Origin of the sequence: Heliophilum fasciatum (assembly GCF_004341395.1) — a bacterium.
Lineage (GTDB): Bacteria > Bacillota > Desulfitobacteriia > Heliobacteriales > Heliobacteriaceae > Heliophilum > Heliophilum fasciatum.
Map to the genome: position 1 here is coordinate 1 of NZ_SLXT01000014.1, position 23161 is coordinate 23161.

Here is a 23161-nt window from a genome sequence, read left to right on the forward strand (position 1 = left end):
GGTGCGTTTTGTGGCTACTTTCTTGATTAATTTGGAAAAAACACAGTTTCAACGAATACCATGCTTATTTTCATTAGGTTCCTAGACGGACTCTAGTAACAAGCAAGCCCCACCTTGTTCTAACGGCCGAGGTTCTTATTTTCCCGCTGTAACCCAACTCTATACAAGGTTACTTTTGAGGAAAATAAAAAAGACCTCTGCCGTTACGGCAAAGGTCTTGCTCACAGGTTCACTGCTAACAAGGCCGGGGTCACCCCGTACTGACGACCTTGCTATGTAGAGCTACTCCCCTTTGATGGACATCAGTATAGCATTGCCCCTCCAAGGTTGTCAATCAGGCAACTTGAAGGTTTTCCACAGGCGCAAGCACAGCCATGGCCCTTAGGCATATTCCCGGTTGAGAAACTTGGTGTACTCCCGCAAAAAACCCAGTTCCACCGAACCCACCGGGCCGTTCCGGTGCTTGGCCACAATGATCTCCGCAATGCCCTTATTTTCCGTCTCCGGAAAATAATAATCTTCCCGGTAAATAAACATGACCACATCAGCGTCCTGCTCCAAAGCGCCCGATTCCCGCAAGTGACTTAAGTTGGGCTTTTTATCGGTCGTTTGCTCCACGGAACGGGACAACTGCGAAAGGGCCACCACCGGCACATGCAGTTCCCGCGCCAGTGCCTTAAGCGAACGGGAGATATCGGAGATCTCTTGTTGCCGGTTTTCCGAGCGCTTGCCGCCACTGCCCTGCATCAACTGCAGGTAATCGATGACCACCAAACCTAGATTTTTTTCCAGCTTCAACCGGCGGCACTTGGCCCGCATTTCCATCACTGTAATCCCGGCCGTATCGTCGATGTAGATGGGCGCCTCGGAAAGCGGTGTGATCGCTCGCGTCAAGGCGTCCCAATCCTGCTCGGTCAGTGCCCCGGTACGTAGTCGCTGTTGATCGATGAGCGCTTCCGACGAAAGCATCCGCTGGACCAACTGTTCCCGGGACATTTCCAGGCTGAACAGGGCCACCGTCGTTTTATCATGGACCGCCGCATTCTGGGCGATGTTCAGGCAAAAGGCCGTTTTGCCCATGGCCGGGCGGGCCGCTACGATGATCAGATCGGACGGCTGCAGACCGGCCGTCATGCGATCCAGATCACGGTAGTGCGTGGCCACCCCCGTCACATCGCCCCGGCGGTTATAAAGTTTCTCGATATGATCCAGCGTCTGCACGAGGACATCCCGCAAAACCACCACACCATCGCGCGCTTGCCGCTGGGCAATCGCTAAGAAGGCCTGCTCCGCTTCATCGAGCAGCCGGTCCACTTCTTCCTCACCGGCATAGCCTTTTTGCGTGATCCGCGTCGCTGTACTGATGATCTGACGGAGCAGCGATTTTTCCGCCACAATCTTGGCGTAATGCTCCACATTGGCCGATGTCGGCACCACATTGCCCAGTTCAATCAAGTAGGGAATGCTGCCGACCCGCTCCAGATCACTGGACTGGCGCAGCGCTTCGGTGACAGTCACCAGATCAATCGGTTGGTTTCGTTGCGATAAGGCCACCAGATGACGAAAAATCAATTGATGGGCCTCTTTATAAAAATCCTCCGGCTTTAAAAGTTCCATGGCCCGGTTCACCGCTTCGGCATCGAGAAGCATCGAACCCAGCACGGACTGCTCTGCCTCCACATTCTGCGGCGGCAACCGATCAAACAAATTGCTCATAAAAAACCGTCTCCCGCTTACGACGCGTCCGCCACCGCCGCCGAAGGCACTTGAATTAACGCGAGCGCCTCCGCTACTGTTTCTACCGGAATCACTTCAATTCCGGTCAATCCTGCCGGTACATCCTTGGTATTTTCCTTCGGGATAATCACCCGGCGAATGCCCGCTTGCCGGGCACCAAAGATCTTCTCAAAAATGCCGCCGACGGCTTTCATCTGGCCGCGCAGCGACACTTCACCGGTGACCGCCACATCCTGTAACAGCGGCACGTCCAGCACCGCCGAGTACATGGCCAAAAAGATGGCAGCCCCGGCCGACGGCCCGTCAATATTGCCGCCACCGATGACGTTGACATGGACATCATAGCTCGACAGCTCTTGACCCGATAACAAGCGGAACACCGACGATGCGTTAAACACCGAGTCTTTGGCCATCGAACCGGCCGTGTCATTAAACCGTACGTTGCCCTTGCCCTCACCGGACACCGGGAAGGCAACCGCCTCAATCTCCAGGACCGATCCCACAAAGCCGATGACCCCTAAGCCAAACACGCGGCCCACTTCGCCTTTGTGAACCGCTTTTTTCGTGACATAGGGACTGAGCCGTGCCGTCTGCAACACTTCCAGCAAGTGATCGCGGCGCACTTGCACCGGTGCTCCCTCCTGAACCCCTTGAAACAAGCAAAGGCCATAGGCATCGGAAAGCAAGTTGACCGCCTTGCGCCCTTCAATGGTGTATTCGGCAATCAAGCCGGCCACACCGGGCTCTAACTGCACATGTAAACGCTCCGCCGCATGTTCCACGATGGCCATGACATCCACCGGCGTTAAGGGCTCAAAAAATACTTCGGCACAACGGGACCGCAGCGCCGGGTTGATCTCGCCGGGATCACGCGTCGTCGCTCCCACGAGAATAAAATCGGCCGGTGCCCCTTCTTCAAAGATCTTTTTGATCCACTGCGGCACATTGCCGTCATGAGCATCATAATAGGCCGATTCAAAGGAAACCTTCTTGTCCTCAAGCACCTTGAGCAGTTTATTTAAGAGCATCGGATCCATCTCACCGATCTCATCGATAAACAAAACACCGCCATGGGCATCGCTGACCAAACCGAGTTTCGGCTCGGGAATCCCCGTATCGGCCAGATCGCGGCGCGCCCCTTGATAGATGGGATCATGAACAGAACCGAGGAGCGGATTGGTCACTTCTCGCGGATCCCAGCGCAAGGTTGTCCCATCGACTTCGACAAAGGGCGCACCCTTAGTAAACGCCGAAACGCCGCGCTCTTTGGCCGCTTGAAAAGACAAACGTGCCGCCGTTGTCTTTCCGACGCCCGGCGGTCCGTAACAAAGAATATGCTGCGGATAGGGCGATGCCAGTTTGGCCAGCATGGCCTTCACCGCTCGCTCTTGGCCGATCACCTCACCCAAACGCTGCGGGCGAAGCACTTCCATGGCGGAACGGGCCAATGAAACTGTGCCCATCTTTTCCAGCAGAGCCAATCGTTTCAGTGTTTGGGCATTCTCCGGGCCGGAGGAATCCTTTAATACTTGCGCGCGAATCTCTTGCATGTACTCTTCATGGCGCTCCTGCATTTTATCGGCGACCAGCTTTTCTACCTTGTCCTCCACCATGCGCCGCGCCAGGACATTGGCCAGTTCTTCTTCGACTTCATGAAGGATGTCGGCCACTTCGTGGCGCATCGGCACAGCTCGGTTGCCCGGATCCTGATAGACTAATTTTTGCAATGCCAAAACACGTTCCTCCAGCTTGGACGAACGCATCATCGGCAATATTTCCAGCTTACTGGCCCGCAGCACCAATTTATCAGCACCGTACATTTCGGAAAGAATCCCAAAGAGCGCATCAACCTGGCGCATTAGCGCGTCTTCTTCCGCCCCCGAACGCTCCGGACGCAACAATCGCCCCCGGGCCAATGACTCCATCCACTTTTTCATTTGATTTTTCTACTCCTTCCGGGCACGCCCCGCACACCCATCGCTTCCTGCACTCACCTCCGGCGTCAGCAAGCCCTGTATATCAACATAGTTATTCGACAACAACCTCGACTTTAAGATCCACCGCCACAGCAGGGTGAATTTTAACAGTTAACGTATAAACGCCGGCTGCTTTGATCGGTTGTTTTAACTCATATTTGCGCTTATCGATTTTCAGGCCATACTGCTTCTCGACCACTTCGGCGATTTCTTTGTTGGTCACCGCGCCAAACAAACGGCCGCCTTCGCCGCCTTTGGCCGGAACCCGCACGGCAATTTCCTTCAGTTTGGCACCGAGGACTTTGGCTTCGGCCAGTTCATCGGCTTTTTTCTTCTCTTCCAGCGCTTTCATGCGTTCAAGATTCTTCATATTTTCCGCGTTGGCTTCGATGGCCAGGTGACGGGGGAAGAGGAAATTATTGGCGTACCCTTCAGCGACGTTAACCACATCACCTTTTTTCCCTTTCCCTTTGACATCGGCTTGCAAAATAACTTTCATAATTCGTATCCTCCTTCAATTTATTCATAATCGTCTATTCACGGCGTTCCGTGCCACCATCGGCCAGGTAGGCATCGATGGCCGCAATCAAGCGCATCCGCGCCGTATCGGGCTCCACATCGGGCAACTGTGCGCCGGCAATCGTCAAGTGACCGCCGCCGCCTAGGCGCTCCATAATCGCATGCACATTGATCTCCCCTTGGGACCGCGCCGAAATGGCTGTCCCCGGCGAAAGCGCCCGCAGGACAAAGGACGCTTTGACGCCCTCCACTTCCAGCAGCGAATCGGCGGCCTGCGCGGCAATGACCGGTCCCCGCGGTAAAAATTCCCGCTGCATACCCAGGGCAATCCGTCCATAAAGCAGTTCGGCATTTTTGACAATCGCCGCCCGGCGCACCACCGTATCCAGGGGATCTCGTAAAATATCCTGGACCAGTTGCGGATCGGCGCCGGAACGACGCAAATAGGACGCCGCTTCAAAGGTCCGCGCACCGGTCATAAACACAAAGTGCTTTGTATCGACAGTAATGCCGGCCAAAAGCGCCGATGCCGCCACCCGGCCCAATTCCACCTCTTCGTCGAGATACTGTAAGATCTCGGCGACCAGTTCGCACGTTGATGACGCATAGGATTCGAGATACACCAGTTCATGGGGCTCAATAAACTCCTCGCCGCGGCGATGATGATCGATGATCACAATCTTCCCCACCTTGGCCAGGAGCCGTCGTTCCGGCAGCATGGACGGTTTATGGGTATCCACCACGATCAACAGTGTACCTTGATCGGCTGCTTCCAACGCCTCGGGACCGGCAATCATGGCACCGGCCAGCTCCGCATCCTGGCGCACATGGGGCAGCAAGCGATCCAGGCCGCCGCCGCGCTGATCGAGAAAAATGCGCACCGGCTTGCCCAAGCGCATCACCGCCCGGGCCAGCCCCAAGGCCGAGCCGGCCGTGTCGAGGTCGGCATTTTCATGGCCCATGATCAGTACATTCGACGCCGCTCCCACTAACGCCTTCAACGTCTTGGCGACGACGCGGGCCCGGACACGGGTACGTTTTTCCAATGCTTCTGTATTACCGCCGTAAAAAAGCACCCGTTCAGCCGACTTGACCACCACTTGATCGCCACCGCGCCCCAGCGCCAGTTCCAATGCCGTCCGCGCCATCCGTCCCAGATCGACCATGGACTCTTCACCGACACCCAAGCCAATGCTCAACGTAATCGGCAGCTTGTTTTCCTGGCGAATCGCACGAATCCGATCCAAAATAGCAAAGTTCTGCACCTGGCAAAGGCGCAACCCCGCCCCGCTGAGCAAAAGCAAGTAGCGATCCTCCGTCAGTTTGCGTAGGTAGCCTTCGACGCTGAGCGCCCACTCACCCAAGACTTTATCCACATCAGCCAATACCGCTGTTTTCTGCCCCTCATCCAGCGGTGCCAGCGTATCGACAAAGTTATCGATCGTGCAGATGCCCATGACCGGCCCTTCTTCACGGGCCGTGCGCTGCTCAAAATCGGTCACATCATCAATACAAAGCAACCGCCGATCTTTTTGCGGACCGACGCGCAAGGACACCTTTAAGCGCCGTTCGCCAATGATCAGGCGGGATGACAACAGTTCCCGAAAGCCGGACTGCTTGCGAAAATGCAGTTCCGGCAAATAGCTACGAATCTTGCCGCGCAGCGATTCCCCATCCCGGCCGATCAAGCGAGCAAACTCTTCATTATGCCAGACAATCAAACCGGAATTATCGAGGTACACTAAACTCAGCGGTAAATGCCCCAGCAAATCAGCACGTCGCTCGACCGGCTCCTCCGATTGGATCACCTTTACGGCCGCTGCCACCGGCCAGGCTTCCTGTTTGGCCAGTGCTAAGCCTGCCCCCACGACCAGTAACGCTGCGCCAATGGCCGCCGCCACCGGATGCACCCCGGCTAACCAGCCAATGACTGCTGCCACCACCACCACGGCCAGTCCGTGCACAAGCAATCGCCGCCACAAAGAATCGACCGTCATCGCGCCGCCCCCCTTGCGTCCGTCAAGCGTCCCGGTTCACCCGCTGCCGATAATCAAAAATCATGTCCATCAAACCGATGGTACCGATAAAAATGATCACAAACTGGCCCAGGAAGGCCACCGCCAAGAATACACCCAGGCCCAGCAACACCGGGGAAAACTCGATGCGCCGAAAAAAGAACGTCAATACCGACAAACCCAACACAAAAATCAACGGATAGGCTACATACAAAAGATTGAGGCCGATCACCCTGAGCCACTCCACCGACCAGTACTCACCGGCCAGATTGCCGGCCAAACCGGCGATGACCAACCAAATAAACGGCCACGGCAAGCGCCATTCCGCAAAGGGAGCCAGCGGCGGCACCGGCAGCGGCAAGCGGCGCAGCACGGCCCGCGTCAGCAAAAAGGTCGATGCGGCCGTTACGCTTCCATAAATCAGAATAAAGCTCGGCAGCAACAATTGCAACAACTTCAGCATCGCTTGCAACTGTTCACGCAGTTGCGCTTCCGTCAAACCGCTGCTTGCCAGCGCACCGGAATCACGGTACATGGCCAGCGACGCTTCCATCGCTGCTTGCATCTGCCCTTGCAACGCCTCCAGCGAAACGCCGGAAAGCCACGCCCCCAACCCGACCGCCGCCACCACCGAAAGGGCCGCAATCACCGAGCCGGGCAGCCAAATCTGCCATGCCGGCCACATGCGGCGAAAAGCCACGCCATACCAAAGCCCCAACCCACCAAACTGCAACAACAACAGCAGCGCCAAGGGCAGATTCGTCAATAAGCCGATCAACAGCGTTGCCACTGCCAGGGACATGACACCGTAGCGCCAACCGTTGCGCACCACACAAAGCACGATCGGGATCGTCCAAACCAAATTCGCTATCACCGACAGCGGCAAAACATAAACCCCGACCAGCGCCAGCATCGCCGTCAAGGATGCCAAAAAAGCCGCCTCAACCATTTCACGCGTCGCCATCAAGGACACACCCTTTCTTATCAACCCAGCCACGGAGACCCTTAGCTTTCCCCAATCAAAATAAAAACAAAATTCACCATAAAATCGACAATAGGCAAAAAGGAGAGCCCACCGTGCTCCCCCTTTTGGATCTCCAACCTATATCAACTTATGTTCAATCGGACCCTGTCTATCCCGGAAAGCTAAAAGGGCAGATCATCATCGGTCATCGGCGGTGCCGGACGGCTTGCTGCCGGACGTTGATCGGGAAAACGAATTTCATTGCCAAAGGCGCTTTCATTGCCGTAATCCGGCGCCGGTCCCCGGTTATAGCTCATGCCGCCACCATAGCCGGCCGCTGCCGGTGCGGCCGCCGGCGCATCACCACGCTCCAGAAAACGCACGGTATCGGCAACAATTTCAATGCCGGTTCGCTTTTGTCCCTGCTGATCGGTCCAGGACTGCGTTTGCAGACGGCCGTCCACCGCGACCAGCCGGCCTTTCGCCAGGTACTGGGCACAATTGGTCGCCTGTTCCCGCCAAACGACGATCCGAAACCAATCAGTCACCTTTTCAGCGCCGGCTTGTCGCTGCGCCGCGGACATCGGTCGATCCACCGCGATATTAAACGTGCACACAGGAATATTGCCGCTTGTGTGGCGCAACTCCGGATCTTGACCTAACCGGCCGATGAGAATCACACGGTTTAACACCTGCACAACCTCCCCCAACATTCGGTTAATTCCATTTTATCACAACTAGACAGAATCGGACAAGCATCGCTTCCACAATTTCCAAAAAAACGCCCTGACCACTGCCGGTTAGACATTAAAGCGGAAATGAACCACATCGCCGTCACGCATGACATACTCTTTGCCTTCCAGGCGCTGTACACCTTTTTCCCGCGCCGCTACTTGGCTGCCGGCGGCGATCAAATCGTCATAACCGGTCACTTCGGCGCGAATAAAGCCGCGTTCAAAGTCCGTATGGATGACACCGGCCGCTTGGGGTGCCTTCGTTCCCTGCAGGATCGTCCAGGCCCGCACTTCTTGTACGCCGGCCGTAAAATAGGTAATCAACCCCAGTAACGTGTAGGTCTCACGGACCAACCGATCCAGACCGGACTCTTCCAGGCCCAATTCCTCCAGGAACATGCGCCGCTCTTCGTCATCGGTCAGTTCGGCAATCTCCGCTTCAATCTTGGCGCAGATAACGACGACGCCGGCTCCTTCCCGCTTGGCCCGTTCGCGCACTTCCTGCACCCGGGCATTATCGGGCGCCGCCACATCGGCTTCATCCACATTGGCCACATACAGCACCGGCTTGGCGGTGATTAAAAAAAGCGACTTGACGATTTCCGCTTCTTCCGGCGACCATTCCATCGACCGCACCGGCTGCGTATCTTCAAAGCCGGCTTTGAGCTTTTTCAATACGGCCATCTCCGCCAGGGCCGCTTTGTCTTGCGATTTGAGCATCTTCTGCACCCGATCCATCCGGCGCTCGACAGCCTCCAGATCGGCCAGAATCAATTCCAGTTCAATCGTGTCAATGTCACGGCTCGGTCCGACTTGTCCATCGACATGGGTCACGTCGGGATCTTCAAAGCAGCGCACCACATGAATGATCGCGTCGACTTCACGGATATGGCTGAGAAACTTGTTGCCCAGCCCTTCGCCTTTCGATGCACCGCGCACAAGACCGGCAATATCGACAAAACGAACGACCGCCGGCACGGTCCGATTGGGCTTGACCATTTCGGCCAGCTTGTCCATCCGCCGATCCGGCACTTCCACCATCCCCACATTGGGCTCAATCGTGCAAAAAGGATAATTGGCCGCTTCCGCCCCGGCCTTCGTGATCGCATTAAACAACGTCGATTTGCCCACATTGGGTAATCCGACGATCCCTGCCTGTACCGGCATGCCCTATCAACTCCTGATTTTATCTGCATTACCGTATCAGTTTATGCAAAGGACGCCGCGAATGCAAGCAAAAGCGCACCGCCCCCTTGATCTTGGCATATGCTGAAGCACTGATTATGCCATCGACCGTTAAGGAGGTGCACTGATGAACGACCAACCGTACCTCTTCTCCGGCAACCATTTGCTCCTTGTGCTCATCGTCATTGGCATCGTTGGCTTTTTTCTTTTTGGCGGCTTTGGCCGTGAACAAGATCCCTGCCGGTAACCAAAGGCACCGCTTGCGCCTTTGGGCAACGCTTGGCGCTTTAGGTACGCTTAAGGCTTACGGTGCTGTTCTTTATGCTTGGCTTCGGCACGTTCCCAGCGCAATTCGGCAGCGACTTGCATCAACAAGCACATCAATTCGTGACGGCGGTTTTTCATCGGTCATCCCCCTCCCCGAACGTACTGTTACCAGTATTGCCCTGCCCATGCCCACGTAAATCAAAAAAAGTGCTAACGACTCAGGTCATCCTGAAGGTCGTTAGCACTTTTTTGTTTCTACCGGCTGCCGTTGTCTATTCCGGGCGTTCCACACCCGGCGCCGGCACCAGCAACGCCTTGACCGCCTTTTCAAACTTGACTCGCGGCAGCATCACTAAGTGCTGGCAGCGCAAGCAGCGAATGCGAAAGTCCATGCCCACACGCAACACTTCCCAATCGGTTGAGCCACAAGGGTGCGTCTTGCGCAGGCGTACCTGATCGCCTACCGCATAAAAAGCCACTATCGTCCTTCCTCCTTCGCTACGACAGCTTCCACAGCCCCTCCTGTATCGCCATAAGGCACCATCACTTGACGGGGATAGGGAACGTTAATGCCGGCACGATCCAAGGCCAGCCGAAAGTGCCGGAGCATAGCCCGCTCCACTTTCCAGTGTTCCAGCGGCACCGCTTTGGCCGTCACCCGAATGACCATCTCCGTAGCGCCCAAACGAGCGACGCCCAGCACATTCGGCCCTTCGCGAATCACATCTTCCATGGCCAGCGCCAGTTCCTGCGCCGCTTCGGTCATCAACGCAATCACCCGGTCCACATTCTCTTCGTAGGGAATGGGCACATCAGCCGTGACCAACATTGTCCCGCGACTTTTGTTGGTCACTTCTTTGACCAAGCCGTTCGGTATGATATGCAGTTCGCCGTTCATATCGCGGATCTTCGTCACCCGCAGGCCAATGGCTTCCACAATGCCTGTATATTTGCCGAGCGTAACAAAATCACCGACGGCATATTGATCCTCAAAGATGATAAAAAAGCCGGCAATAATGTCCTTGACCAGGCTTTGCCCGCCCAGACCGACAGCCACGCCAAGCGCCCCGGCACCGGCCAACAGCGCCCCCGTTTGCAGACCGAAGACGGTATCCAAAATCACAATCCCGGCAAACAAAAAAACCGTATAAAAAAGCACACTTCGTAAGAGTGAATCCAAGGTGGCCGCCCGGCGCTCATCGAGTAAGCCTTTCCCGCCATATTGTTGAAAAAGTTGCCCGATGGCCATCGTGCCAAAGCGCAGCACCAGCCAGGCCAGCACAACGATGACCAGAACCTGCACCGCACCGGCCACCATCGCCGCCGCCAGCCCGGCCATCTCCGGCATACCTGCAGCTACGACCCAACTCCGAACCCACTCGGCTAACCAACCGGTCATGACAACACCCTACCCTTCCACCAAATAAGGCAATACCTGTTGCGCATGGCCCACCACCCGATAATCGTCATCATGCAAACAAGCGGCCACACCGGCATAAGCCAGTTGCCGATCTTCCGGTGCCAACAAATTGAGCAGGGCCAGGCGGCCCAGGGCGCGCACCGCTTCGACCCGGATCCGACCGTCACCGTTGCTTAATTGAGCGACGGCCTGCCTGACCAGGGAAGGACGGGCGACGCTCCCCAGCGCTTCCAAGGCCCGGATACGCACCGGCACCGACGGGTCCTGCAACGCTTCCATCAATCCGTCATCCACAGCGGCACCGACAGTCGCTTCTTCCGCTTCGGCCAGCGGCCCAAAGGACGTTACGACGGCCCAAGCGCGGGCACGCACATTTTCCCGCTCGTCACGGGCCAATTGCAAAAGGCCCAGCCAAATATCGATACCTTCCGTCTGCCGCCGCAGCGCCAGCGCCCGTCCCGATCGGTCCAGCCACGGACCCCCTTCGGCGAGCAGCAATTCCAAGAAAAAGGCCGTCACTTCCGGCCCCGGCCAGCGCGCATAGTCCATGGCCGCCACCAACCCCACCGTCGGCACCCGGTCCATGACGGCCGTTCGTAGCAGCGGTGCCACGTCGGGCACAGCCATGAGCCCCCAGACCTCCAGTAACTCTTCCTTCAGCTCCGGATGGGGGCCCTTCAAGATCGCTTGCCAGTAGCTCGGCAAAAATAAAATTCGCGCCAGGCGCCAGGCGCTGTCCCCTTGCGCCGCCGTCAGCTTGCCTTCATCGGCGGCCAGCTTACGCACCGCCGCCAGCCACCAGCGACTTCGGTCGGCCAGCGGCTGGTATAGAATCGCCATCAAGCGTTCACGATCCGGTGCGATGCCCCGCAACAACCCGTTCAAAAAAGACGCCACCAACGCCGCCGGATCGGCAATGTCGCAGGTGGGCTGCTTTTTTCGCCAGACCCGGTGCCACCAACCTTTGATATCTGCCATCACGGTTTCCAACCAATCATTGCCCCGCATCCGTACTCATTGCAACCTAAATCCTTTCCTTTACAAACCAAACCGATTCTGCCCCGCGTGTCTAGGGCAAGCGAGACGCCATAAAGGCGCCATAGCCGCGATAGGCCATATACAAATCGGCCTTGTGGGCCAGTTCCCACGGTGCATGCATGCTTAACAAGGGTACGCCGCAGTCGAGGACCTCCATGCCATAGACGGCCAGAAACTGCGCAATCGTACCGCCGCCGCCTTGATCAACCTTACCCAGTTCCCCGCTTTGCCAGCACACTTTTTCCCGGTTCAAAATCTGCCGCACTTCGCCGACAAACTCGGCATTGGCATCGGACGTGCCGTACTTGCCCCGGCTGCCCGTATATTTAGCGATGGCCAAGCCATAGCCGAGGCGTGCGGCGTTACGCTGATCAAGAACACTTTCAAAATTGGGATCAAGACCGACGGTCACATCGGCCGAAAGCGCCCGCGAACGGGCCAAGCAGCGGCGCCAGGCTAATTCCGGCGGCAAGGCGCCGCCTTGCTGCAGCCCATAAACCAATTCGGCCAGGGCATGTTCCATAAACCGGGACCGCATGCCTGTATTCCCGTCAGAGCCCGTTTCTTCTTTATCGACGAGCAGCACCACCGCCGTCCGATCGACCTGTTCCAGCGCAAACAGCGCTTCCGCCGCCGTATAGCAGCAACTGCGGTCATCTTGACCGTAGCCCCCGACAAAAGCACGATCAAAACCCACATCGCGGGCCGGACCGGCCGGTACGACCTGCCACTCGGAAGAAAGAAAATCTTCTTCCTTCATGCCATAGCGGGCCGCCAACCACTCCAGTACGGCCAGCTTGCAGGCACCGTCGTCACGGGATTTTTTATCGCTGTGCGGTGACGGCAAGCCGCCGACAAGCACATTTAAGCCCTCGCCCTGCACCGCTTCCGTCAGCTTTTTTTCCATCTGATCCTTGGCTAAGTGCGGCAGCAGATCGGTGATCATAAACACCGGGTCTTCCGGAGCCTCGCCAACCACGACGGGGCAGCGAACACCGTCACCGCGCACCGTGACGCCATGCAGCGCCAGTGGCAACGCCAGCCACTGGTACTTTTTTATGCCGCCGTAATAATGAGTCTTAAACAACGCCATCTGCTCATCTTGGTAGAGCGGATTGGGTTTGAGATCGATCCGCGGCGCATCGAGATGGGCTCCGACCAGCAAAATCCCGTCGTCCAAGGGACGCTGACCGATATGGGCCAGCATAACCCCTTTGTCCCGGTTGATCCAAAATACCTTATCACCGGGGCGCAAGCTGCCGGCCTGCTCCGGCACAAAGGGTACGTAACCCAGTGAGCGTGCCCGCGTCACCGCCCAGACCACACCTTCTCGCTCGGTTTTGACTTCGGTGAGGAACTGCTTATACCCCTCGGCAAAGGCCATGGCCTGCTTTTTTTGATCATCATCGATCTGCTCCCACACATGCTTGGGCTTATAGAGTAAGGGGGACTCTTCCCGGTCCTCCCGTTGCTGCGCTTTTGCCGGCGACGCCGCGACCGCAACGTCTGTGCGATCATCGCCGCCGGGGTCCTGAGCCATCCATCCATTTATCACCATCAGAACTGCCCCTTTCTTACCATACCGCTGCCGGAACCGGCAAACCAAACGTACCTCTTCATTGTAACCCAAACGGCCGGAAGATCAACGAAAGGTAAATCCACCGAACCAAGCGACCAGTTCTTGACGCATGTCCATCAGGTACGGGAAAAGCAGTGAGCCAACCCGCAGCGGCTCCGATTCCAAGCGCAGCGGTGATGTGCCCGGTGACCCGTAAAACCACGTCACCAGCAGCATCAGCGCCACCCCCGCCGACCCGCCGATCAGCAGCGCACCGAGCGTACGATCGGCCATGCCCAAAAACCCGTCACCGCGCCAGCGCATCCACAACCGCGCCGCCACTTTGGCTGATAAGGCCACGAAGAGCCAAAGCAACCCAAACACCAAGACATGCCAAAGCGAATGGGCCACATAATCAGCCACCATCTCCCCCAGGTTGGTCATGGACGCCAGGGCCGCTCCCGTCCATGTCGATAATTGCTTGGCCATCTCCTGACGAAAAAAAAGCGGCAGCGCAATCCCTTGCAGCATCCCTTCATGAAAGATGCGCTCCAGATTCAGCCCGGCCACCATCTCCGGTTGCACCTTCGCCGTGGCCATCGGTAAGGCTAAGCGCTGCACCAAATAACCACGCAGCCACGGCACCGCACCGATCCAACCATCGAGCCCCGCCGCTACGACCTTATAGAACCCGGTGGCCACAAAAAAACCCAATCCATAGGCTCCGGCACCAATGACCAACGTCAAAAATCCTCGGCGGTACCCATAATAAAAAGCCAAACCCAGGGCCGCCAAGATTACTCCGTCGAGTGCATTCATCATCCCAACCCCCCAGTTTTTCCCTTTTATTTTACTACCGGTGGGCTGAAATTCAACTATGACTGCAGCAAAACTTTTGCTTTGTCCGGCGTCCCCATAAAAAAAGCATGCTCCACAGCATGCCTACAGCTAACCTAACGACGGGCAAAACGTAACTCCCGAACGCTGGAGCCTTCAAACTCGACGCAGATCGACTGCGTCAACAGCCGGTCCATCGTGCGCAAACTATAGCGCCCCGGCAGTTGCGGCAACGCCAGATTCGTCGAAATCAACAACGGTTTGCCAAAACGCACCCGATCATTGACCAGTTCAAACAGTTCTGTGACGACCGATTCGGTCGTATTTTCCGTGCCCAGATCATCGATGATCACCAGATCGGCCTTGCGCAGCGCCGCCAGCACTTCCGGCTGCCGGCCTTTATTTTGAAAATCAAATTTGGCTTCATAAATCGTGCTGATCACTTGCGAAATCGTCCCGTAAACGACCGATTTGCGCTCTGCCACCAACACATTGGCAATGGCACTGGACAGATGGGTTTTTCCGGTACCGACGGGGCCGTAAAAAAGCAAGTTCTTGACGGGGCCACCGTGGACAATATCATGGGCAAACTGCTGGCAAATCGCTCGTACCCGCTCCATTTTTTCGGCCAACCGTACGCCGCCGGGCTGCATCGTATACCAGTTCAAATCAAAGGACCCAAAGGTCTGCCGGCGCATTTCATCGGTCAAGCCCGATCGAGCAAAGGCCCCATCAATTTCCTCCTGCACCAAGCAAGCACACTTGACGCCAAAGTCCGTCCAGCCGCGATCCTGGCAGCGCGCACAATCCCAACGCACCGCATAGACCTGCTCATCAATCCCATATTCCCGGAGCAGCGCCCGTTTTTGCGCAAAAAGGGTGGACCGTTCCTCCGTCAACGCCGCCACCTCATCCGGTGTCAAACGGCGCAATGCACCTTGCACCAACCGAATCCCGGCTTGCCGGATCGCCCGGTCCAGATCGGCCAGCGCCGGAAAACGCCGATGCAAATCAGCCACACGCCGGTCACGCTCGGCTTGCTTTTGCAGTCGCTTCGTGTCCCGGTCTGCCATCCCTTCGTCCCCCATCCTTAAATAAACTTAAAGCGTTCATAGGCCTGCGCTTCATCGTCCGTTTGCGGCACCACATTCGTACCAGCCAAGGGCCCGTTGGGCGACGGCGTCTTGCCGGCCCCACGGCCACCGCGCGGGCGACTGCGCTGCAGCTTAAAGCGCTCAATCTCGCGTTCGCCTTCCTCAACAGTCCGTACGCCCGCCGCCTTCCAACGCTGCAAAATCGCATCGGCATAGTTCAAATTGGGGTTGGCCGCTCCCCGGTAGGTCTCCCGGCAAGCACATAAAATCACATCATGGGCAAACCCCCAGGTCTTGGACCACTTTGTATACATATCCAGGAACACATCATTGATCTTAAAGGAACTGCCCAGGGTCGCCCAGACTTCGGAAATGCGCTCATCCAGATGGGAACGCTGCTGAAAAAAAGTGCGCACCTGTTCGCGCGTCACCAACCCTCGCTGCGCCACCAGATTGGCCTGCCGGCGGTATTCGGCTACCGCTTGACAGCCGTGGCCAATCGCTTCTTCTAAAAAAAGCAACACAAAATCGAGGGGCCAGCGATAGGTGGCCTGCATCTTTTGAATCTCCCGAATTTCCCCGTCACTGACGGCTTGTCCCCGTAGCTGCTGCAAAAAGGCAGCGATGCGCAGCTTGTCATCATCGCCCGCCGGCGCCTGGTGCATGGCGGTGGCCGCGTTTCCATCACGATGGCCCGCCGATACTTCCGTCAGCGATGCCCGGATCTTCTCCAACTCCTGGCGAAGGGCCAGCAAATTCCGCCGTTCTTCATTCACGGCCTGCTGCTCCGTTTGCAATGCCGCTCGGTCGGCCAGCAAGGCATGGCGCTCAGCCCGCAGTTCATCGTCCAGTAAGGCCAGGCGCTCCCGCTCTTCCCGCAACACGCGCCGCTCTTCATCGGCCTCCTGCCGTTCCCGCCCGTAGCGCTCCCGTAGCTCCGTCTCTAACGCCGTCAGTTGGGCCCGTTCTTGGCGCAACAACTTGCGCTCTTCGTCCAGTTCCATTCGTTCCAGCACTTGCGTTTTACGCAGTCCATCCAAGCGCCGCGTTTCCGCCTGCACCTCTTCATACATCTGCGCCAGTTGCGTTAACGAACAACTTGCCTCCGCCGGCACCAGTTGGGCAAACAAGGGCTCAAAGGTCACCACGATGCGATCTTCCCGGTACTGCACTGCCAGTAAATCCATCTTTTGCAGCCGGACAATCGAATCGGCCAGCGCCTGCGGCAACGTTGCCACCGGGATGCCTAACTCGCCGGCACTGTAGGCCCGTTCCTCAATGATCAACAACTCTTGCACCATGTCCGTACTCAATTGAAGTTGATCGCTGGAATGATAAAGCAAATTATGTAGATGCAACGCCCTTGTCCGCCATAGCTGCTGCAGCCAGTGAGCCATCATCCTTAACTTCCCCCCTCGGCTGACGCTTACGCCCATCAATCGTACACTCTATTGTAAGCAATGCTACCGGGAGGAGCAAAGGTTTTTTGGCGACACAAGAAGCGTTCAATTCCTTCACCGTCGCCAAGGCACCCTCCATCGCGACAGGACGGATTTTTTTCGACAATTTACTACAAGCCGGCCACAACCTCCGGTCGCGCCACCAGTTCGGCGGCACGGCGAATTTTCTTTTGCAGGCCTTCATCGCCTTCCACCGCACGGGCCAACTGCCGCAACACATCCATACAACGCCGGGCCAGCGCGATGGCATCGCCTTCGGCCATCCCTGAAAGCGCCAGGAAGTGGGTAAAATCGCGGGCTTCGACGAGTGTCTTTAAGAACCAGCATCCTTCGATGCGAAAATGAGGCTGCGGCAAATCGTCGGGCACACGGTCACGAAGCTGGAAAAAAAGTTCCCGCGCCCGAAGAACCCAATCACCCAGGGCTTTGGCCGCCGAGGCAATATGGGGGTCAAAGCGACCGTCTTCCAAGACCACACCGCCGATCAGTGCCGCCAGTTCGCCGTCACTGACTTCATGCAAAAGCCCCTCAAAGATCCATTCCGTCACCAACAGTTCTTCCACATGCAGCTTCCCGAGCACCATCCCCCGAGGGAGTTGCTGGCTTGCTTCATCAAGATACTTGTGTTCCGTCAGATAGTCCACCATGCGATTATAGGACGCCCGGATCTCATCGATGCGCCCTTCCGCCAGCAGCTTTTTTTCTTCGGCCGCTTGATAGGCCTGCACAAAGCTGGCCGTTTTTTTGACCCGTTCGGCGCAGAGCACCCGGCTCTGGCGATCGCACTTGATCCGCGGCAAGCCGCCCAGCAGTTTTTGTAATTCCGCTTTGCGCAGCTTGGCACTTTCGATCTTTTCGCGCACCCGCGGACCGATCGACTTGTGCTGCCCCCAGGTTTTGAGCCGCTGTTCCGTTCGTTGCAATTCCTTTTCCAGGCCCTTTCGCTCGACGGGGCAAGCGTCGAGTCCAGTAAAATGGCAACGGGCCAGAATTGGCGTCTGCTGCAGTTCGGCCATGCGCGACTGCGCTTGCCGGATGGCGACCATCTCCTGATAGGCTTTGAAATTGTGCGTTAAGATCTTATCGACTTGCTCATCGCTGTGATGGGCCGCCAAGTTAACAACGGAATTAAAGGAAAGGGCAAAGCGCGAGCGGATCGGTTCGGGATACCGCTTCGTCCAATCAGGAAAGCGCTCCTCACTGAAATGCTGGTAATCGGCCCGCACGATCACCAAACCTTGCCGGTCCATCCCCCGGCGACCGGCCCGGCCGGCCATCTGATGATACTCTGTTCCCGTCATAACGCGGAAACGGGATCCGTCAAACTTCGTCGTCGTATCCATACAAACTGTTTTGACCGGATAATTGATCCCAACGGCAAAGGTTTCCGTAGCATAGAGAACCCGAACCCGGCCGCGACCAAAAACTTCCTCGACGGCTTGCTTGACGACGGGCGGCAAACCGGCATGATGATAAGCGACGCCGGTCAGGAGCATCCGGCGCATGCGCGGCCACATCTGCGTCGCTTGCAAACCGGCACCCAGCCGCGCTTCCACCTCGGCGATAATCAGTTCCGCTTCGGCCGTTTCCGCTTCATCTAAAAACGTATGGCCCTGCCAGTCCATGGCCGCTTGCTCACAGCCATTGCGGGAAAACAAAAAATAAATCGCCGGCAACAGTTCCATCGATGCCAAGCAGGCCACCAACTGGCGATGGCTTGTGGGCGGCACCGCCGGCTGCCGGCCCTGACCGTAGGCGGGAAAGGCCTTCGCCCGTTCCGTTTGCTCCTTGAAATCTTTCGGCGGTTCCATGGCGTCGGACCATACTTTGATCGCTTGCCGCGCCGTACCGAGCCCCATTTGGCGCTGGTAATAAAAATGAGCCAACGGCACATGGCGCTGCAAAAAGGTCACCACCGGCACGTCCCGTTCATGGACCAACCCCAGCCAATCGGCAATCTCCACAATGTTCGGGACCGTCGCCGACAAGCCTAAGAGGCGCACCTGGGGCGGCATCAGGATCAAACATTCTTCCCAGACGGCGCCGCGCTCCGGATCATTTAAATAGTGGATCTCATCAAAAACCACATGGGATAACTCACCGGGAATATCCTTTTCAATTAACATATTGCGAAAAATCTCGGTGGTCATCACCAGAATCGGCGCATAACGATTGATCTGATGATCGCCCGTTAACAGTCCCACATTGGCTTCCCCAAAGGCGTGGCAGTAATCACGAAACTTTTGATTGGACAAGGCTTTGATCGGTGCCGTATAAAAAACCCGCCGGCCTTCCCGCATGGCCCGATCGACAAGATAATCGGCGATCAACGTTTTGCCGTTACCGGTATGGGCTGCCACCAGACAATCCTTGCCCGCATCCAAACAACCAATCGCTTCGACCTGAAAATCATCGAGCCGAAAGCCCTTCCATTCCGGGTTATTTTCATGAACGACCGGTGGCTTGGCGACTTTATCAAAACGCAAGGTTCGCTGAAAGGCCTTCAGATCGGTTGGTAAGGCCGTCACCAGCGAACCGGGACCGGAAAATACCTCCGCTTCTGCCACGGGCCGCCGCCGGGTGCGCTCCCCTGGGGGACCGCCGCCGGTTTTACTCCGTCCTCGCTCCGCTTTACCTCGCCCCGTCGTTCCCGGCGGTTCCGACCGCTTATGCTTCAAGGAAATGGACAGTGGTTTTGATTTTGACATGCCGACGATCCTCCTTATCGATCAGGGACAACGCTCCTTCTGGTGATAGCTTATCCCTGCATCCTCTTCTTCACCAAACCGATATTTCCATAAAAAAGCCCATTCGTGCTCTACTTCGTGTTACTTACAAAAGAATCCTGCCCCTTCGACGCCCTTTCCATCCGATCGCGAAACTCTCCCTGCATTCATGGGCTGTCGACCCCAAAAAGAAATCCTCAGCTTACTAAGAAGTTATCAACCGTTTAATCCACAGAAAAGGGGGCTTATCCACAGACTTATCCACGGTTCCGCATAATTTGTTGAAAAACTGTGGTTTTTCCCGGTGGATGTTACTCTTTTTCAGCCACACTATTAACAAAGAGAATTTTAAAATTTATCAATAAAAAATTCAAAATAGGGGTGACGGATTGGCAACGATTTGCTACAATAAGGGGGCGCTCAGCGTATTCTGAATATTCCAAAAAGCTTGCGGAGTAAGGAGGAACCCCGATCATGCATGGTGAAGTCATTCAACCCATTCCCGGAAACCACAACATGACATCCTATGAAGAAGCCTGTGCCAACTTCCGGTGGGAAGACGTGGAGAAAGAATTTTCCTGGTACACCACCGGTAAGGTCAACATCGCTTATGAAGCCGTTGATCGCAATGTCCTTGAAAAAGGCCTTGGCGATAAAGTCTGCCTCTATTACTCCGATCCCAAGCGCAGTGAAGAGGTTACGTACCGTCAGATGATGGAGCGTTCCAACCAGTTTGCCAACGTCCTGAAGAAATACGGCATTGGCAAAGGGGAACGCGTCTTTATCTTCATGCCACGGAGTCCTGAGCTTTATGCGTCCTTCCTGGGCATTATCAAATCCGGTGGCATTGCCGGCCCCCTGTTTGAAGCCTTCATGGAAGGTGCCGTCAAAGATCGCCTGGCCGATGCTGAGGCCATTGCGATCATTACCACGCCGGCATTACGCAATCGCATTCCCAAAGAAGAATTGCCTCATTTGAAACATATCTTTATCGTCGATCCTCAAGGGGAACTCGGTGAAGGTGAGATTGACTGGCGCGCCGAAATGGCCGAAGCCTCCACAAGCTTTGACACCGTCTGGGTTGACCGCGAAGATCCCATGCTGCTGCTGTACACGTCCGGTTCCACCGGCAAGCCCAAAGGCGTACTGCATGTCCACAACGGCATGATTCAGCACTATCAAACCGGCAAATGGGTCCTTGACTTCCAAGCCGACGACATCTACTGGTGTACGGCCGACCCCGGCTGGGTTACCGGTATCTCCTACGGCGTCTGGGCGCCGTATCTGCACGGTGTTTCTTCGGTCATCCGCGGCGGACGCTTCTCGCCCCGGGACTGGTACAAAACCCTGCAAGACAAAAAAGTGACCATCTGGTACAGCGCACCGACGGCTTTCCGCATGCTGATGAGCGCGGGCGACGACATCATCGCTGAGCATGATCTGTCCAACTTGCGCCATATTCTCTCCGTCGGTGAGCCCTTGAACCCGGAAGTTGTTCGCTGGGGCGAACGGGTCTTCAACGTTCGCATTCATGACAACTGGTGGATGACCGAGACCGGTGGACAAGTGATTTCCAACTATCCTTGCATGCCGATCAAACCGGGCTCCATGGGCAAACCGTTCCCCGGTATTCATGCAGCCATCGTCGATGACAAAGGCAACGAGCTGCCGCCTCTGCAGATGGGTAACCTGGCGATTCGCGCCGGTTGGCCGTCGATGATGCGCCAGATCTGGAATAACCCCAAACGCTATGAAGACTACTTCCGCCTGGAAGGCTGGTACGTCTCCGGTGACTCGGCCTACATGGACGAAGAAGGCTACTTCTGGTTCCAAGGCCGTGTGGATGACGTGATCAATACTTCCGGTGAGCGCGTCGGCCCCTTTGAAGTGGAATCGCGCTTGGTTGAACATCCCGCCATCGCCGAAGCCGGCGTCATTGGCAAGCCCGACCCGGTCCGCGGCGAAGTGATCAAAGCCTTTATCGCCCTGCGTGAAGGCTACACCTGGACCGATGAACTCCGTGACGAAATCGTTCAATTCGTCAAAACCGGTCTCGCGGCCCATGCTGCGCCTCGTGAAATCGAAGTGCGTGACAAGCTGCCCAAAACCCGCTCCGGTAAAATTATGCGCCGTGTGCTCAAGGCCTGGGAACTGGGCCTTCCCACGGGCGATCTCTCCACCCTGGAAGACTAATCAACAGCGACTGACTCTTGTCAGCCCGAGGCACCGTGTTTGATCACGGTGCCTCTTTTTTTGACCAATAACTTCCATCACATGGCGGGGCGATTTTGGACAAAATGAACAAAGCATATCGACATCGTCATTTTAGAAAACTGAGGTGAACCCATCATGCCCGAAGCTGCCACCGCTCCCACGGCGTCTTCCCCGAAACCTTCTACAGGTACCTTGGCCGCCCTCGCCGGTGTTCCCCTGATCATGGTTCTGGGCAACTCGATGCTCATCCCGGCCTTTCCGCAGATTCGCGAGGCCATGGGCATCACCGCCATGCAAACGGGCCTGCTCATCACCTTTTTCTCGATTCCGGCCGGCCTGACCATTCCCTTTCTCGGCTTTCTTTCCGATCGGGTCATGCGCAAAAAAATCGTTGTCCCGGCATTGCTTGTCTACGGCGTAGGCGGTCTGATCTCCGGCCTTGCGCCCCTTCTTTTTAACAATTCCTACACGATCATGCTGATCGGCCGCGTCATTCAAGGCATCGCTGCTGCCGGTACAGCGCCTTTAGCGATGGCGCTGGCCGGCGATCTGTTTAAAAGCAGCCAACGAACCAAAGCGCTCGGTATCTTGGAAGCCACCAACGGACTGGGCAAAGTGCTTAGCCCCATCCTGGGCTCGCTGCTCGTTTTATGGATCTGGTGGGCACTTTTTTTCGTCTACGCCGCGTTGGCCATTCCCGTTGCCCTTGCCGTTGCTTTTCTTGTCAAAGAACCACCGGTTCCAGAAGCGGACAAAAAGCAAAGCATCGGTACCTACTTTTCGGGCATTTTTCAGCTTCTCAAAGAAAAAGCCGGTCCCCTGCTGACGAGCTTTCTGGGCGGTATGCTTCTGCTGTTTACCCTTTTTGGTGTGCTCAGTTACCTTTCCGATGCCCTGGAAGCCACCTATAATCTGACCGGCGTACGTAAAGGCCTTGTATTATCGATCCCGGTCCTCGCTTCCGCCAGCGTTGCTTTTGGCAGCGGCTTTCTTTTTCAGAAAAAACCGGACTGGACCAAACCGCTGCTGCTGATCGGCCTTGGCCTCTTTTCCGGTGCCCTGCTCCTCTCGGCCCTGCTGCAAAGCATCCCTTGGGTGCTGGGCCTCCTTGCGCTCCTTGGCGTCGGCGTGGGACTGACGCTCCCGGTGCTCAACAACGTTGTCACCACCAGCGCACCGGAAGCCAAACGCGGTGCCATCACTTCGTTCTACGGCGGTGTTCGTTTTCTCGGCGTCGCTTTCGGACCACCGGTCTTCAACTTGCTCGAAAAAGGCGGCCCCTGGGCGCTCTATGCACCCTGGTCCGCCCTGGGCCTGGTGACCCTCTTTCTCGCCTGGAAATTCATCCAACCGCCCAAGCCGACATCGGAGCAGCAAAGCGACCCGGCTCCCGGCCCATCATCGGCATCAAGTATGC

At 56.5% G+C, this 23161-nt stretch carries 16 protein-coding genes and 1 pseudogene; 2 read left to right on the forward strand and 15 right to left on the reverse strand.

The window, feature by feature from the left end; genetic code table 11:
- Positions 1-381: 381 nt before the first annotated feature.
- The 15 genes from dnaB to EDD73_RS08595 all read right to left on the reverse strand — a co-directional run bounded on the left by dnaB (position 382) and on the right by EDD73_RS08595 (position 19512).
- Positions 382-1716, reverse strand: a complete 1335-nt coding sequence (gene dnaB, locus EDD73_RS08525; RefSeq protein WP_131919367.1) for a replicative DNA helicase — start codon at positions 1714-1716, stop codon at positions 382-384.
- A 17-nt stretch (positions 1717-1733) separates the two neighbouring features.
- Positions 1734-3674, reverse strand: a complete 1941-nt coding sequence (gene lonC / locus EDD73_RS08530) for a Lon family ATP-dependent protease (protein WP_131919368.1) — start codon at positions 3672-3674, stop codon at positions 1734-1736.
- Between the two features lie 91 nt (positions 3675-3765).
- Positions 3766-4212, reverse strand: a complete 447-nt coding sequence (rplI, locus tag EDD73_RS08535; protein ID WP_131919369.1) for a 50S ribosomal protein L9 — start codon at positions 4210-4212, stop codon at positions 3766-3768.
- Positions 4213-4246: 34 nt separating this feature from the next.
- Positions 4247-6229 carry a DHH family phosphoesterase gene (locus EDD73_RS08540; RefSeq protein ID WP_131919370.1) on the reverse strand — a complete coding sequence of 661 codons (1983 nt, stop codon included), beginning with the start codon at positions 6227-6229 and terminating at the stop codon, positions 4247-4249.
- Positions 6230-6251: 22 nt separating this feature from the next.
- Entirely contained in the window at positions 6252-7211 is a 960-nt protein-coding gene (locus EDD73_RS08545) for a YybS family protein (RefSeq protein WP_131919371.1), read from the reverse strand.
- 182 nt (positions 7212-7393) lie between these two features.
- Entirely contained in the window at positions 7394-7903 is a 510-nt protein-coding gene (locus tag EDD73_RS08550) for a single-stranded DNA-binding protein (protein ID WP_131919372.1), read from the reverse strand.
- A 108-nt stretch (positions 7904-8011) separates the two neighbouring features.
- Positions 8012-9112 (reverse strand): redox-regulated ATPase YchF, encoded by a 1101-nt coding sequence (gene ychF, locus EDD73_RS08555; RefSeq protein ID WP_131919373.1) that lies wholly within the window; start codon positions 9110-9112, stop codon positions 8012-8014.
- A gap of 557 nt (positions 9113-9669) precedes the next feature.
- Positions 9670-9876: a DUF951 domain-containing protein gene (locus tag EDD73_RS08560; RefSeq protein WP_131919374.1), complete on the reverse strand. Its 207-nt coding sequence runs from the start codon at positions 9874-9876 to the stop codon at positions 9670-9672.
- The gene (locus tag EDD73_RS08565; protein ID WP_131919375.1) at positions 9876-10796 is read right to left on the reverse strand and encodes a mechanosensitive ion channel family protein; all 921 of its coding nucleotides are present in this window, start codon (positions 10794-10796) and stop codon (positions 9876-9878) included. Before EDD73_RS08565 ends, EDD73_RS08560 begins: the two co-directional genes overlap by 1 nt.
- 9 nt (positions 10797-10805) lie before the next feature.
- Positions 10806-11795: a HEAT repeat domain-containing protein gene (locus EDD73_RS08570; RefSeq protein ID WP_165876412.1), complete on the reverse strand. Its 990-nt coding sequence runs from the start codon at positions 11793-11795 to the stop codon at positions 10806-10808.
- Positions 11796-11886: 91 nt separating this feature from the next.
- Positions 11887-13413 (reverse strand): aminopeptidase, encoded by a 1527-nt coding sequence (locus tag EDD73_RS08575; RefSeq protein WP_243116846.1) that lies wholly within the window; start codon positions 13411-13413, stop codon positions 11887-11889.
- 84 nt (positions 13414-13497) lie between these two features.
- Positions 13498-14235, reverse strand: coding sequence for a CvpA family protein (locus EDD73_RS08580; protein WP_131919377.1), 738 nt, complete (start codon positions 14233-14235; stop codon positions 13498-13500).
- Between the two features lie 131 nt (positions 14236-14366).
- Positions 14367-15323 carry an ATP-binding protein gene (locus tag EDD73_RS08585; RefSeq protein ID WP_165876414.1) on the reverse strand — a complete coding sequence of 319 codons (957 nt, stop codon included), beginning with the start codon at positions 15321-15323 and terminating at the stop codon, positions 14367-14369.
- 17 nt (positions 15324-15340) lie between these two features.
- Entirely contained in the window at positions 15341-16744 is a 1404-nt protein-coding gene (locus EDD73_RS08590; protein ID WP_165876415.1) for a DnaD domain-containing protein, read from the reverse strand.
- Between the two features lie 170 nt (positions 16745-16914).
- The gene (locus tag EDD73_RS08595) at positions 16915-19512 is read right to left on the reverse strand and encodes a DEAD/DEAH box helicase (RefSeq protein WP_131919380.1); all 2598 of its coding nucleotides are present in this window, start codon (positions 19510-19512) and stop codon (positions 16915-16917) included.
- Positions 19513-20004: 492 nt separating this feature from the next.
- Between EDD73_RS08595 and acsA the strand changes: the two genes are divergently transcribed.
- Positions 20005-21723 (forward strand): acetate--CoA ligase, encoded by a 1719-nt coding sequence (gene acsA / locus EDD73_RS08600; protein WP_131919381.1) that lies wholly within the window; start codon positions 20005-20007, stop codon positions 21721-21723.
- Positions 21724-21966: 243 nt separating this feature from the next.
- A pseudogene (locus tag EDD73_RS08605) lies at positions 21967-23136 on the forward strand (MFS transporter); the annotation flags it as partial.
- Between the last annotated feature and the right edge of the window lie 25 nt (positions 23137-23161).

Excerpts from the sequence above, each read along its gene's own strand:
- EDD73_RS08585 (WP_165876414.1), bottom strand. The coding sequence starts at position 15,323 with ATGGCAGACCGGGACACGAAGCGACTGCAAAAGCAAGCCGAGCGTGAC.
- ychF (WP_131919373.1), bottom strand. The coding sequence starts at position 9,112 with ATGCCGGTACAGGCAGGGATCGTCGGATTACCCAATGTGGGCAAATCG.
- EDD73_RS08595 (WP_131919380.1), bottom strand. The coding sequence starts at position 19,512 with ATGTCAAAATCAAAACCACTGTCCATTTCCTTGAAGCATAAGCGGTCG.
- EDD73_RS08575 (WP_243116846.1), bottom strand. The coding sequence starts at position 13,413 with ATGGTGATAAATGGATGGATGGCTCAGGACCCCGGCGGCGATGATCGC.
- dnaB (WP_131919367.1), bottom strand. The coding sequence starts at position 1,716 with ATGAGCAATTTGTTTGATCGGTTGCCGCCGCAGAATGTGGAGGCAGAG.
- lonC (WP_131919368.1), bottom strand. The coding sequence starts at position 3,674 with ATGAAAAAGTGGATGGAGTCATTGGCCCGGGGGCGATTGTTGCGTCCG.
- acsA (WP_131919381.1), top strand. The coding sequence starts at position 20,005 with ATGCATGGTGAAGTCATTCAACCCATTCCCGGAAACCACAACATGACA.
- EDD73_RS08540 (WP_131919370.1), bottom strand. The coding sequence starts at position 6,229 with ATGACGGTCGATTCTTTGTGGCGGCGATTGCTTGTGCACGGACTGGCC.
- EDD73_RS08565 (WP_131919375.1), bottom strand. The coding sequence starts at position 10,796 with ATGACCGGTTGGTTAGCCGAGTGGGTTCGGAGTTGGGTCGTAGCTGCA.
- EDD73_RS08570 (WP_165876412.1), bottom strand. The coding sequence starts at position 11,795 with ATGGCAGATATCAAAGGTTGGTGGCACCGGGTCTGGCGAAAAAAGCAG.
- EDD73_RS08580 (WP_131919377.1), bottom strand. The coding sequence starts at position 14,235 with ATGATGAATGCACTCGACGGAGTAATCTTGGCGGCCCTGGGTTTGGCT.
- EDD73_RS08545 (WP_131919371.1), bottom strand. The coding sequence starts at position 7,211 with ATGGCGACGCGTGAAATGGTTGAGGCGGCTTTTTTGGCATCCTTGACG.
- EDD73_RS08590 (WP_165876415.1), bottom strand. The coding sequence starts at position 16,744 with ATGATGGCTCACTGGCTGCAGCAGCTATGGCGGACAAGGGCGTTGCAT.
- rplI (WP_131919369.1), bottom strand. The coding sequence starts at position 4,212 with ATGAAAGTTATTTTGCAAGCCGATGTCAAAGGGAAAGGGAAAAAAGGT.